Source organism: Actinomycetes bacterium (assembly GCA_036000965.1).
Classification (GTDB): domain Bacteria; phylum Actinomycetota; class CALGFH01; order CALGFH01; family CALGFH01; genus DASYUT01.
This window is the reverse complement of the sequence record DASYUT010000160.1, coordinates 15843-29362: the sequence shown is the minus strand read 5'-3', so window position 1 is coordinate 29362 and position 13520 is coordinate 15843. Positions and strand designations below refer to the sequence as shown.

The window sequence follows — 13520 nt, the reverse complement described above, 5'->3', positions numbered from 1 at the left end:
ATGGTAAGGATGGGGTCGTCGGTTCGAGTCCGACGGGGGGCTCCACACCAAGGCTGACCAGCGGAAACGCTGGTCAGCGGTCGTTTCGGGGAGCGCAGGTGACCCCATCCGGGTTCGGGTGGGGTCGAGCGTCGATTCACCGGTCGGCTCGGTTTCCACTGCTCTGACCAGCCTTGTTGCTGGTTCCGTGGCCTTCTTCGCCCTGATAGGCTTGGCCGCACAGCGGTCGGAGAACGCATAACCTGCAATGACCGAGAGCGGGGTTTCCCGGCCGCTGTGGGTTGCGGGTACCTCCTCTGGCTCGGGTTGCTCATGACCACAATGCACCCTCTCCTGGGCCGCGCCGCGGAGCGCCTCGACGCGGCGCTGGCGTGTGCGGCCGGTGGCGAGCCGACCACGGTGCGACCGTCGGACCCCCGGCGGTAGGCGCGGCGCCGTGGCCGGCTCGACGGTCGTTCCGCTGGTGGGGCGGTCCGAGGAGCTCGGCCGGGTGCTGGCCGCGCTGGGGCGCGCCGCGGCCGGGTCGGGTGGGGCGCTGCTGCTGGCCGGGGAGGCGGGCATCGGCAAGTCCCGGCTGGCCGTGGAGGCCCTCACCCTGGCCCGCCAGCGCGGGTTCGTGACCCTCGAGGGCGCCGCCTACCCCCTGCAGGCCGACCTGGCCTACGCTCCGGTGCTGGAGGCGCTCGGGTCGTTCCTGGCCGGGCTGGAGCCGGGCCGCCTGGCGGCGCTGGTCAGCGGCCTGCCCGATCTCGGCCGGTTGTTCGCCGGGTTGCACCTGCCGCCGCCGGAGCCGCTGGGGGATGCCGCCCTGGAGCGGACCCGCCTGTTCGAGGCGGTCTCCCGGCTGGTGGAGCGGGTCGCGGCCGAGCGGCCGGTGGCGCTGCTGGTCGACGACCTGCACTGGGCCGACGCCGCCTCGCTGGAGCTGGTGCACTACCTCGCCAGGGGCCTGGGGGCCCGGCGCGTGCTGCTGCTCGGCACCTACCGCCTGGACGAGGCGCGCACCCACCCGGGGCTGCGGGCGCTGGTGCGCTCGCTGCAACGGCTCGGGCTGGCCGAGGAGCTCCCCGTCGGCGGCCTCAGCCCGGAGGCGGTCGCCGCGCTGGCGCGCGCCCTGCTCGGGGGCGAGCCGCCGGCCGCGCTGCTCGGCGTCCTTGGCGACCGCGCCGCCGGGATGCCGCTGTTCGTCACCGCCCTCATCCGCGGGCTGCGCGACACCGGCGAGCTGCTCCGCCGCGGCGGCGCCTGGGTCCTCGGGAGCGGGTCGCTGACCGCCGTGCCGCCGGTCGTGCGGGACCTGGTGCTGGCTCGCCTGGAGCGCCTAGACCCGGCCGACCGGGCGCTGCTGGAGCTGGTCGCGGTCGCCGGCGACGCCGCCTCCCCGGCGGTCCTCGGCCGGGTCGGCGGGACAGCAGAGGAGGAGCTGGACGCGGCCCTCCGCCGCCTCTGCGAAACCGGCCTGGTCCTCGAGGAGCGCACCGGGACCGACCTCGTCTACCGTGCCGCCCACCCGCTGGTCGCCGAGGTGGCCTACGGCGAGCTGCCGGAGACCCGGCGACGCCGGCTCCATGCCGGCGTCGCGGCCGCCCTTGAGGAGCTCCGCCCGGGCGACCCGCAGCGGCTCGCCCACCACTACCGGGGCGCGGCCTGGGAGGCCGACCCAGGGCGCGCGCTGGATGTCCTGGTCGCCGCGGGCCGGCGGGCCGAGGAGCTGCACGCCGACGCCGAGGCCGCCGACCATTTCGCGGCCGCCCTGGCGCTTGCCCGCACCGATCGGCCTGCCATGGTGGAGGAGCTGCTGGAGCGCCTCGGCCACGCCCGGTCGCGGGCAGGCCAGTTCGAGGCGGCCGTGGCGGCCTGGGCCGAGGCCGCCGGCGGGCGCGAACGGTCCGGCGACCGGCCGGCCGCCGCCCGCCTGCGGGGCCTGCTCGTCCTGGCCGAGTGGGATCGGGGGCGGTTCGAGGCGGCCGACGCGCACCTGGCGGCCGGGTTCCGGGCCGTCGAGGGCACCGGTGCCGACACCGAGCTGACCGATCTTCACTACATCCGGATGCAGCTCCTCGCGCGGCGGGGCGACGTCGCCCGGCTGGAGGAGGAGGCGGTCGCACTGCTGTCCCTGGCTGAGCGCTCCGGGATGCGGCAGACGGTGGCGGCGGCGCACCTGGCGCGGGCCGACGTGGCGTTCCTGCACGGCCGCCTGGTGGCCGCCCGCGAGCACGGCCTGCAGGCGCTCGCCGTGGCCGAGCGGGCCGGGCTCAGCGCGCTGGCCGCCCGCGCCCACCGGCACCTGGCCATGACCGCCGCCAACGTCGGCGACCACCGCCTGGCCCGCGAGCACGTGCTCGCCGACCTCGCGCTGGCCAGGCAGACCGGCTCGCCGACCCTCGAGCTGAGCGCCCGGTTCTTCATGTTGGCGATCGACGTTGCCACCGACGCCTGGGAGGAGGTGCTGCGGGGCGCCGACGAGATGCTCGCCCTCGGCTACCGGGTCGGGTTCGCCCGTGGCGTGGCCACCGCCCTGGCCGGGCGCGCGTTCGTGCTCGCCCACCGCGGCCGGCCGGAGGAGGCGGCGCGGTGCGTGGCCGAGGCGCGGGAGGTCTACGGCAGCGCCGCCGCGGCCGACCGGCACATCTTCACCGTGGTCGAGATCGCCGAGGCGACGGCCGCGCTCGCCGCCGGCGACCCGGAGCGGGCGCGGGCGCTGGCCGCCGCGGCCGTGGCGACCCCCACGGTCCTGCCCTGCCTCGGCCTCGCCGTGCTCGGGGAGGCGCAGGTCGCGGCCGGCGACCCCCCCGGCGCGCTCGACACCGCGGCCCGCCTCGCCGGGCTCGGGCCGGACGCGCCGTGGCCGGGCGCGTGCGGGAACTGGATCGAGGGGCTGGCCCTGGCGGCGCTCGGCGAGCGGGCGGCGGCGCTGGCCTGCCTGCGCCGCGCCGCCGACCGCCTCGCCGGGCTCGGCCTGCCGTTCCAGGCGGCCCGGTGCCGCCTCGGCTGGGCCGAGGTCGCCGCGGCCACCGCCGACGACGATCACGTCCCCGCGGGCCGGGCCGACGCGGCCGAGGCGGCCCGCCGGAGCCTTGCCGCCTTCGACCGGCTCGGCGCCCGCCCGCTCGCCGACCGGGCCCGCCGGCTGCTGCGCGCCCTGGGGGAGCGGCCGGCCGCTCCCCCCAGGGCCGCGACCGGCGCGCTGTCGGAGCGGGAGCTGCAGGTGGTTCGCCTGGTCGCCGCCGGGCTCAGCAACGCCGAGATCGCCGGGCGGCTGTTCATCAGCCCCCGGACCGTCACCACCCACCTGCAGCACGTCTACGCCCGGCTCGGCCTCCCGTCGCGGACGGCGCTGACCCGCTGGGTGCTGGAGCGCGGGCTCGCCGCCGAGGATACGTAGGGCCTGGCGGGCCGATACGTAGGCGGACGGATGGGCGCGGTCGCCCGGGTGGGGGAGCATGGGCCGCCGGGCGGCGACGCGATGGATGGAAGGTGGTGGCGATGACGCTGACAAGCATCGACCTGGTGCTGCCCCTGGACGAGGTGGGATCGGCGGACGCGCCCCGGGTGGGCCACAAGGCGGCCACGCTGGGCGCGCTCAAGCGAGCCGGGTTCCCGGTGCCCGAGGGCGTGGTCGTCGCGACCGAGGCACTGACGCGGACCCTGGCCGCGGCCGGGCTCGGCGCCGGCGCCGGCCCCGACCAGGTGGAGGCGGTGCCGCTGCCCAGCGAGGTCGCGGCCGCCATCGCCACGGTGGCCGAGCGGCTGGGCGGCGGGCCGCTGGCGGTGCGCTCCTCCGGGGTGGACGAGGACCTGCCCGGCGCCTCCTACGCCGGGCAGTACGAGAGCGTCCTCGGCGTGCCCGCCGCTGGGCTGCCAGCCGCCGTGCGCCGCTGTTGGGCCTCGGCGTTCACCCGCCACGTCGCCGCCTACCAGCACTCCCGCGGGGTGGCGCGGGGTGTGGCGATGGCGGTGCTCGTCCAGCCGATGGTGGCGGCCGAGGCGGCCGGGGTCGCCTTCAGCGCCGACCCGGTCACCGGCGACCGGGCCACCGCGGTGGTGAACGCGGTTCGCGGCCTGGGTGACCGGCTGGTCGCGGGCAGGGCGTCGCCCGACGAGTGGGCGGTGTCTGGCACGGCGGCCACCTGCCGGGCGGCGCCGGAGGGGGTCATCGACGCCGAGGTCGCCACCGACGTGGCCGCGCTCGCACGGCGGGTCGAGGCCCGACTGGGCGCGCCCCAGGACATCGAGTGGGCGCTTGCCGACGGCGAGCTGGTGCTGCTCCAGGCACGGCCGATCACCGCCCTGCCGGGCCAGGTTCCAGAGCCGGTGCCGGTGCCGGTCGAGGTGCCGTCCGGGTTCTGGGAGCGGGAGGCCAGCCACGCGCCCACGCCGTGGACGCCGATGACCCTCTCGGTGGCCCTCGGCCAGCCCCGCAACCGGGCCGTGCGGCGCGTGTTCGACGAGTTCGGGCTCCTGGCCGAGACCCTCGAGTGGGCCCAGATCGGCGGCTGGGAGTACGTGCGGCTGGTGCCGCTCGGCGGCAAGGACCGGCCAGCGCCGGCGGCCCGGCTGATGCCGCTGCTGATCCGGCTGGCGCCGCGGCTGCGCCGACGCATTCGCGACGCCGTGGCCGCGGTCCGCTCCGACAAGGCGGGCCGCTTCGTGGAGCAGTGGTACGAGCAGTGGCAGCCCGACCTGGCCGCGCGCATCGCGGTCCTGCGCGACACCAACCTCGGCGCGGTCGATGACGACGAGCTGGACGCCCGCACCGGCAGGGCCCTGGCGCTGCTGCACGAGGGTGTCGAGATCCACTTCCTGCTGCACGGCGCGCTCACGCTGATCCTCGCCGAGCTGGCCTTCGCCTGCCGGGAGCTGCTCGGCTGGGCCGACGAGGAGGCCTTCGAGCTGCTCGGTGGCCTGTCGGCCACCTCCACCGAGCCCGCCCACCGGCTGGCAGAGCTGGCCGGTACGGCCGCGCGCCGGCCTGCGGTGCGCCGCCTGCTCGACCAGGTCGAGGAAGGTACCCTCGGCCGGCTGGCCGCGACCGACCCGGACTTCGCCGAGGCCTTCGCCGCCTACCAGCGGGAGTTCGCCTGCCGCGCGATCCGCTACGAGATCGCTGACCCGTCGATCGCGGAGCTGCCGGAGCTCACCCTGCGGCTGCTCGCCGACCAGCTCGCCGGCGGCTACGATCCGGTCGTCGACGCGGCGGCGCTGGCCCACCGGAGGATGACCGCTGCCGGCCGGGCCCGGGCGGCCTTGGCCGGGCGGCCGCCCGGGGACCGCGAGCGCTTCGAGCGGGCGCTGGCCCGCGCCGAGCGGGCGTACCCGGTGCGCGAGGACAACGAGTTCTTCACCCTGAGCGTCCCGATCGCGCTGCTGCGCTACCCGGTGCTGGAGATCGGCCGGCGCCTGGCCGCCCGCGGACAGCTCGACCGGCGCGACGACGTCTTCTTCCTCACCCTCGAGGAGGCGCGGGCGGCGCTGCGCGACGGTCAGGACCGGCGGGCGCTGGTCACCCGCCGCAGGGGGGAGCGGGCCTTCGTCGAGCAGCACCCGGGGCCGGCCACCTACGGCAAGGACCCCGGACCGCCGCCCCCGCTCGAGGCCCTCCCCGCCGAGGCCAGGTTCACCATGAACGCGCTGCTGTGGTACATCGACCGGATCTTCGAAGCCGCGCCCTCCAGCCGCGCCCAGCAGGCGGGCACCCAGGTCCTCGGCGGGATTGCCGCCTCGCCGGGCCGCTACACAGGGCCGGTGCGCCTGGTCATGGACGAGTTCGACTTCGGCAAGCTGCGGCCGGGTGACGTGCTGGTCTGCCCGATCACCTCGCCGGTGTGGTCGGTGCTGTTCCCCAGCGTCGGGGCGGTGGTCACCGACACCGGCGGGTTGCTGTCGCACCCGGCGATCATCGCCCGCGAATACGGCGTACCGGCCGTGGTCGCCACCGGCAACGCGACCGGCCTGCTCCGCGACGGCCAGGTCGTCACCGTCGACGGCAGCGCCGGCCGGATCGAGGTGCAGCCATGACCGCACCCGCCGCGGCGGTGACGCGGCCCACCGAAGGGCAGCTCGCCTACCTCAACGAGGCGGTCGCCGCCGCGACGGCGGTCGAGACCGCCGACCGCCTCGGCGTCCTCGCCCGCCTCGACGGCGGCCCGGTGACCGTCGCCGAGCTCGCCGCCGCCTGCGCCATCACCGAGCGCGGTGCCCGGCTGCTCCTTGCCGCCCTGGCCGGGCTGGGCCTGGCCGAGGCCGTCGGGGGCGGCGCCTGGCGCGCCGGCCTTCCCGACCTCGCAGGGCTCGCGGGCATGCCCCGGATGTGGGCGCACCTGGAAGGGGCGCTCCGCGAGGGCCGGCCGCTGGTGCGCGGCGACACGCCGGACGGCGCGGCCGCCTTCTACCCGGGCGTGGTCGGCTACCTCGGGGCGATGCTCGCGGCGGCCGCGGGGCGAGCGGCGAGCCTCCTGCCGGCGGCGGCTCGGGTGCTGGACGCGGGCGCCGGCGCGGCCCCATGGAGCCTGGCGGTTGCCGCCCGCGACCCCGCCTGCCTGGTCACCGCCGTCGACCTGCCCGCGGTCGTGCCCGCCACCCGCCGGGCGGTGACCGACGCGGGCCGCGAGCGGCAGTTCCGCTTCCTCGCCGGCGACCTGTTCGGCGTCGAACTCGGGCGCGGGGGCTACGACCTGGCGATCGCCGGTAACCTCTGCCACCTGTTCGACGAGCCCGCCAACCGCCGCCTGCTCGGCCGCCTGTACGACGCGCTTCGTCCCGGCGGGACGCTGGCCGTCGTGGACGTCATCCCCGGCGAACAGCCAACGCCGCGCTGGGTCGCGCTGTACGAGCTCGGCCTGCTGCTGCGCACGGCCAGCGGCCGGGTCCACCCGCTGGCGGCCTATCTCGGCTGGCTCCACGACGCCGGCTTCGAGCCGCCCCAGCGGCACCGCCTGGTCGACGAGGCGCCAGTCGTGCTGCTCGTCGCGCACAAGCCCGCCGGCGGCTGATGCTTGGCCAGAGATGAGAGCGGAACGACCGGAGCGGCGGCCCGCCGGAGTGGACCGGCGGGCCGCCCAGGGTTCGGAGCTCGCGTCTGGCGAAATAGACGTTGGGGTCGTGGCGGCCGTTCGGGTACAGCCAGTTGCGGACCTGGTCGCGGTTCCAAGGCGATGATCACCCACTTCATCACGGTGCGGAACGTGCCGCCTCGGCGCCGTGGGGGAGCGGGCGGTTGGTAGCCGGACTGCCCCCAGGCAGGCTGTGGTGGCTGGGGCTGGGTGGGGCCCTGGTCGCTCATCGCGTCCTCCCCCGGCAGGCCAGTAGCTGCGGACCGCACCGTACGATCCGATTGCCCCCTACGGGCAAGTGGGCGGGTTCGCCTACGTCGATCGCGTGACGCGAAGGCCGGAGCGATTGTGAGGACACCGGATGGTCGGACGCCGAAGTCGCAAATCAGGGCGTCTCCGCACAAGCACGACGTGGCGGATGATCGCCAGGCGCCGCTTGGCGCGACGGGTGAGCTCCTGTTCGGTCATGCGGTCTCCTCCGTGGTCTCGGGAGACCGGCAGTGTCAACGAAGTCCGTCAGTTCTTGACCTCGCCGAGCAGGCCGGCCACGCTGCGGGCGGTGACCGTGTCGGTGACCAGGGTGTTGATGAAGCCGGCGCGGGCCGCCCCGATGATGGCCCTGGCCTTGTCGGTGCCGACGGCGATGCCGATCACGTAAGGGATCTGCCGGAGCCGTTCCGGAAGGATGGCCAGCAGCCGCCGCTCGTCGGCGTAGTGGATGGGGGTCCCGTCCTCGGCGAAGAAGCGGCCGACCACGTCGCCGACCGCGCCGGCGATCTCGGGGCCGCCGGCCAGGAAGCCGGTTGCGACCAGGCTCCGGTCGAGCTTGGGATAGGCCCCCATGCCCACGATGGCGGCAGTGGCGCCGTCCCATAGCCGCAGCGTTGACTGGATGGCCTCGTCACCGACCAGGGATCGCTTGAGGGCTGGCGCGACGAGCGCCGGTGCGTGCAGGTAGCGGGGGGCACCCTCGAGGGTGACAGCCCACCGCCGGGCGATCTCGTTGGACTGGAACCATGGGCGGTCCTCGTCGCTGCCGCCGAGGGCCGGAACGACGACTACCCCGGGCTGCGACATCAGGTCGGCCCGAGCCAGGCTGTAGATCGCCCGGCCCCAGCCGACCACGATGACGTCGCCGGCCTGCAGCCCGATCTCGGCCAGGGCGTCGTTGAGCCGGCCGGTCAGCACCGGGGCGGGATCGTTGGGGTCGGCCACCCCGGCCGCGATGTGCACGGCCCGCATCTGCAGCTTCTCGGCGAGGTCCTTGGCCAGGCTGGGGTCGATGCTGGGCGGGACGATCTCGATCCGGACGATGCCGAGCTGGCGGGCGCGTGCCAGGAGCCGGCTCACCGTCGGACGGCTGACCTTGAGGTGGCGCGCGATCTGCTCCTGGGAACGCTGCGCCTGGTAGTACATGATCGCGGCCGTCACCAGCGGCTCCACCTCGTCCGGCTCGTAGGCGCTGGGTGTCGCTCTCAACTGGCTCCCCATCCTCCTCGGGCATCTCGTGCCGCCAACGATACGTGAATGCATCAGCGTGCACAATTAGGCTGAGCATATGTTGCACATTGGTGCTTGAGATCTGTTCACCACCCGGGTATGGTTCGCCCTGTCGGACGGCTGGGGAGCGAAGGGATTGTAGTCGGCAATGGAGTTCCGGCAGCTGCGCTACTTCATCGCCGTCGCCGAAGAGCTGCACTTCGGCCGGGCCGCCGAGCGCCTCCAGATGACCCGGTCACCGCTCAGCCAGCAGATCCGCGCCCTTGAGCGCGAGCTCGGAGTCCAGCTGTTCGTGGGCGACCGCCGGGTCGAGCTGACCGAGGCCGGCCGTGTCCTGCTCCAACACGCTCGGGGCGCCCGGGAGGCCGTCGACCACGCCGTCCAGGCCGCCCGCGAGGCCAGCGGGGAGACCAGGCGGCTGCGCCTCGGCTATCCGGCCACGGTCGCGCCCTGGTATGTGCCGGCGACCGTGCGGACCTTCCGCGAGAGGTTCCCGGCCATCGCGCTGGAGACGGTCGTCGGCCACACCGGATTTCACCTGATGGCCGTCAACGCCCACCAGCTCGACCTCGCCTTCGTCCGGCTCGGCAGCCCCGACGGCGACGCCACCAGCTTCCGGCCCCTGCACCGCGAGCGGATCGTGGTGGCCATGGCCGACGACCACCCGTTGGCCCGCCGGCCCGTCGTCCGGGTCGAGCATCTGGCCGGTGAGCCGGTCGTGCTGCTGCCCCGCACGCTCGACCCGCCCCTCTACGACCATCTCGTCAACGACATCTGCCTGCGCGCCGGCATCTCGCTGTCGGTCGTGCTCGAGGCCACGACCCTGGAGAGCGGCCTGGTCGCGGCGGCGGCCTCGCTCGGCCTGGCCTTCACGACCGAGTCGGCGGTCGACCTGTTCACGGTCACGGGGGTCGTGTTCCGGCCGCTGGCCACGACCGTTCCAGCGCTCCAGGTCGGCTTGACCTGGCGGCGCGACACCACCTCACGGGCCGTCCGGCAGTTCCTCGCCGTGGTAGACGAGATCGCCGGCCGTCTCCCGCTCGCACACGCCAACGGCACTGCCCACCGTCACAACGGGCAGTACCCGGCCGCCGTCCAACGGATCACCCGCTGGGCGGGGCGATCATGTCGAGTTTCGTACCGCATGTCGAAATCCGTAACGGAGTGTTTCACCTGACCACCCTGCGTCGCATGATCCAGCCTGGGACACCGTAGTTCCTGTCCCGGGTCACCGATGCCTCCGCGGGCTCGCGCCCGGACAGGCCACACGCGCCGAAGTCCCCGAACCACGGGATGACGCCATCCCGACAGGGCCGCTCGGCGGGCCTGCCCCTCACCGAGTCAGCAAGGTCGACCGCACCCGAAGTAAGGGGGCCTGAACCATGAGTAAGGAGGTCTGAACCATGGCAATGGCGGCAGCACCGCAGGTGACCGGGAGCGGGTTCCGGGCGCAGATCCAACGCGTCGGCGGTTACCTGGCCGGTATGGTCATGCCGAATATCGCGGCGTTCATCGCCTGGGGCCTGATCACCGCACTGTTCATCCCGACCGGCTGGCTGCCCAACAAGCACCTGGCAAAGCTCGTCGACCCGATGATCCTGATCCTGCTGCCCGTGCTCATCGGGTACACCGGCGGGCGGCTGGTCCACGGGCAGCGCGGCGCCGTGGTCGGCGCGGTCGCCGCCCTCGGCGTCGCGATCGGCGCATCGACCCCGATGTTCCTGGGCGCCATGATCATCGGGCCCCTGGCCGCGTTGCTGCTCAAGGGCATCGACCACTTCACCCAGAAGCGGACCCCGGTCGGCTTCGAGATGCTGATCGAGAACTTCACCGCCGGCATCCTGGGTGCCGCCATGGCGGTGTTCGGGCTCCTGGCCGTCGAACCGGTCGTCGAGTGGTTGACCAAGGTCGCCGGCAACGGCGTGGAATACCTGATCGACGAGAAGCTCCTGCCGCTCGCGTCGATCCTGATCGAGCCGGCCAAGGTCCTGTTCCTCAACAACGCGATCAACCACGGCGTGCTGGCGCCCCTCGGGGTCGCCCAGGCGCAGCAGCACGGCAAGTCGATCCTGTTCATGCTCGAGAGCAACCCGGGGCCGGGCTTCGGGATCCTCCTGGCCTACCTGCTGTTCGGCCCGCCGGCGCTGCGCCCGAGCGTTCCCGCCGCGATGATCATCCAGTTCCTCGGCGGCATCCACGAGATCTACTTCCCGTACGTGCTGATGAAGCCCCGCCTGATCCTGGGCGCCATCGCCGGCGGCGCCGTGGGCATCCTGACCTTCCTCGTCACCGGCGCCGGCCTGGTCGCCACCCCGTCACCGGGCAGCATCTTCGCGTACATGGCGGTGACGCCCAAGGGCGGCTACTTCGGGGTCCTGGCCGGGATCGTCCTGGCCGCGGCCACCTCGTTCATCGTCGGGTCGGCGCTGCTCGGGTTCGGGCGCGAGGCCCGCAACGAGGCCGACGAGGCGGCCGCCGAAGCCGCCTACGACGAGGCCACCGTGGCCAGCCTGCGCCTCAAGAACAAGCCGGCTTCGCAGCCCGCAGGGGAAGGTGCGTAAGTCATGCCATCGGTCGAGGGTTCCAACGTCAAGAAGGTCGTCATCGCCTGTGACGCCGGCATGGGCAGCAGCGTGATGCTGGCCAGCCAGCTCAAGAAGCAGCTCAAGAACAGCGGCGTCACCGTGGAGCACACCCCGGTCAACAGCATCCCGGCCGACGCCGACGTGGTGCTGACCCACGTCGGCCTGGCCGATCGGGCCCGGGCCATCGTGCCCGACAAGGTCGTGCTGACCTTCCAGGTCTACCTGGGCGACCCTGCCTTCAACAAGCTGGTCAACGCGGTCAAGGATGGTGAGCGGATTGAGTCCTGAGCCGGACGGGTCGGGGGTTCAGCTCCTTTCGCCCGAGGCGGTCCGGCTCGGCCAGAAGGCCGCCAACAAGGACGAAGCGGTGCAGCAGTGCGGCGAGGTCCTCGTCGAGCTGGGCGCGGTCGAGCCGGCCTACGTTGACACCATGCATCTGCGTGAGCGGTCCATCACGACGTTCCTCGGCGAGGGTGTCGCCATCCCGCACGGCACCGACGAGAGCCGCGTGTTCGTGAAGAAGACCACGCTCGCCGTCATGCAGTACCCGGACGGGGTCGACTGGGGCAGCGGCAACGAGGCCAAGATGTGCATCGCGATCGCGGCCAAGGGCAACGAGCACATGCAGGTCCTGTCGGCCCTTGCCCGGATCCTGCTCGATCCCGCCAAGGCCGAGCGCCTGCGCTCGGCCAGCGAGGTGGACCAGGTCCTGGAGCTGCTGGCACCGATCGGCGGGGAGGAGGAGGAGGGCGAGTGAAGGTCGTTCGCTTCTACGCGCCCGAGGACGTCCGGATCGAGGAGGCACCCGAGCCGACCGCCGGCCCAGGGGACGTGGTGATCCGGGTCCGCAACTGCTCGACCTGCGGGACCGACGCCAAGATCTACCGGGCCGGCCACCCGAACCTGAGCCCGCCCCGGGTCCTCGGCCACGAGGTCGCCGGTGAGATCACCGAGCTCGGCGAGGGGGTCACCGGCTGGCAGGTCGGCGACCGGGTGCAGGTGATCGCGGCCATCCCCGACGGCGAATGCTACGAGTGCCGGCACGGCTGGATGGAGGTGTGCACCAACCAGGAGTCCATCGGCTACCAGTACGACGGCGGCTTCGCCCAGTACATGCGCGTCCCCGCCAAGGTGCTGAAGGTCGACGGCCTCAACCGGATCCCCGATGGCCTGTCCTTCGCCGAGGCGTCGGTCGCCGAGCCGCTGGCCTGCGTCCTCAACGGGCAGGAGCACGCAAGCGTCGGCGACGGTGAGACGGTCGTCGTGGTCGGCTCGGGCCCCATCGGGTGCATGCACGTGCGCCTGGCCAGGGCACGTGGTGCGGCCCAGGTGTTCCTGCTCGACCTGAGCAAGGACCGCCTGGACATGGCCGCCAACCTGGTCCACCCGGACGAGACGATCGTCGGGGGCGAGACCGACACGGTCGAGGCCGTCCGCAAGCTCACCGACGGGCGCGGGGCCGACGTCATCATCACGGCCGCCGCCTCCGGCAAGGCCCAGGAGGACGCCCTGCAGATGGCGGCCCGCCACGGCCGGGTCAGCTTCTTCGGGGGTCTGCCCAAGGACAAGCCAACCATCACCGTCGACTCCAACCTCATCCACTACCGGGAGGTCTCGATTGTCGGCGCCAACGGCTCCAGCCCGAGCCACAACAAGCAGGCGCTGGAGCTGATCGCCTCGGGCGCCGTCCCGGTGGCCGACCTCATCACCCACCGAATGCCGCTCGACCAGGCCATCCAGGCCATCCACACGGTGACCAGAGGCGAGGCCATCAAGGTCACCATCGAGCCCTGACCATAGAACCGACCGCGAAGGAAACACGGCCAGCTGGAGTTCCCTTTCACGCCATCCAGGGGATCCGTACAACGCGGCATACGATGCCTGGAGCACCACTCCGCAGCTGGCGGACCGCAGAAGAGCACATTACTTGGCGTTCTACGGTCGCGAACGACCTGCGGAAACCCCGCTCAGCACAGCGGTGACTGCAAGATCCATGGCAAGGATGGGGTCGTCGGTTCGAGTCCGGCGGGGGGCTCCATCAACAAGGGAAACCGGCGCGCCTGGGGGATGGGCGCGTCAGCTCGTGATCGAGGCGTCGTTCGAGGTCACGGCCGCTGGATGATGGGCGACGGCCATGTGCCGCAGCTCCAGGACTGGCGGCTCAGCTCCCACTGAGGCTGCTCACGATGGTGGCGGTGTTGTGCCGGACCGTCTTCAGGTAGGTGTCGCCGTCGGAGCCGGGCGATGGCCCCGACCTGCTTGGCCGGCCGGTGGACGCGGACGCCGGCCAGACCGGAGCCGTTCTCAACCCGAGGAGAACGCTCTTGCCTAGTGTTTTGCGCCGGCTGTCACATCCAGTCGATATCGTACGGAGGGCGAGGGA

General features: G+C 73.4%; 9 protein-coding genes and 1 tRNA gene. 9 read left to right on the top strand and 1 reads right to left on the bottom strand.

The genetic code is table 11. From position 1 onward, the window contains the following. Positions 1–436: 436 nt before the first annotated feature. The 3 genes from VG276_14105 (at position 437) to VG276_14095 (ending at position 6992) form a co-directional block, all read left to right on the top strand. Positions 437–3385, top strand: a complete 2949-nt coding sequence (locus VG276_14105) for an AAA family ATPase (GenBank protein HEV8650501.1) — start codon at positions 437–439, stop codon at positions 3383–3385. A 101-nt stretch (positions 3386–3486) separates the two neighbouring features. Then, positions 3487–6018, top strand: a complete 2532-nt coding sequence (locus VG276_14100; GenBank protein HEV8650500.1) for a PEP/pyruvate-binding domain-containing protein — start codon at positions 3487–3489, stop codon at positions 6016–6018. Next, on the top strand, positions 6015–6992 hold the full coding sequence (locus tag VG276_14095) for a class I SAM-dependent methyltransferase (GenBank protein HEV8650499.1): 978 nt from the start codon (positions 6015–6017) through the stop codon (positions 6990–6992). The genes VG276_14100 and VG276_14095 overlap by 4 nt, the downstream gene beginning before the upstream one ends. Positions 6993–7568: 576 nt before the next feature. Here VG276_14095 and VG276_14090 read toward each other — a convergent pair. Beyond that, positions 7569–8531: a sugar-binding domain-containing protein gene (locus tag VG276_14090; protein ID HEV8650498.1), complete on the bottom strand. Its 963-nt coding sequence runs from the start codon at positions 8529–8531 to the stop codon at positions 7569–7571. Positions 8532–8700: 169 nt separating this feature from the next. On the opposite strand from VG276_14090, the gene VG276_14085 reads away from it, so the two are divergent. From VG276_14085 to VG276_14060, 6 genes are all read left to right on the top strand, one after another. Then, positions 8701–9729, top strand: coding sequence for a LysR substrate-binding domain-containing protein (locus VG276_14085; protein HEV8650497.1), 1029 nt, complete (start codon positions 8701–8703; stop codon positions 9727–9729). Positions 9730–9955: 226 nt separating this feature from the next. Beyond that, on the top strand, positions 9956–11113 hold the full coding sequence (locus tag VG276_14080; protein ID HEV8650496.1) for a PTS mannitol transporter subunit IICB: 1158 nt from the start codon (positions 9956–9958) through the stop codon (positions 11111–11113). Between the two features lie 3 nt (positions 11114–11116). Beyond that, on the top strand, positions 11117–11425 hold the full coding sequence (locus tag VG276_14075) for a PTS lactose transporter subunit IIB (protein HEV8650495.1): 309 nt from the start codon (positions 11117–11119) through the stop codon (positions 11423–11425). Beyond that, positions 11415–11894: a PTS sugar transporter subunit IIA gene (locus tag VG276_14070; protein HEV8650494.1), complete on the top strand. Its 480-nt coding sequence runs from the start codon at positions 11415–11417 to the stop codon at positions 11892–11894. The genes VG276_14075 and VG276_14070 overlap by 11 nt, the downstream gene beginning before the upstream one ends. Then, the gene (locus VG276_14065; GenBank protein HEV8650493.1) at positions 11891–12931 is read left to right on the top strand and encodes a zinc-dependent dehydrogenase; all 1041 of its coding nucleotides are present in this window, start codon (positions 11891–11893) and stop codon (positions 12929–12931) included. Before VG276_14070 ends, VG276_14065 begins: the two co-directional genes overlap by 4 nt. Before the next feature lie 175 nt (positions 12932–13106). After that, a tRNA-Ala gene (locus VG276_14060) sits at positions 13107–13175 on the top strand. Positions 13176–13520 lie beyond the last annotated feature (345 nt).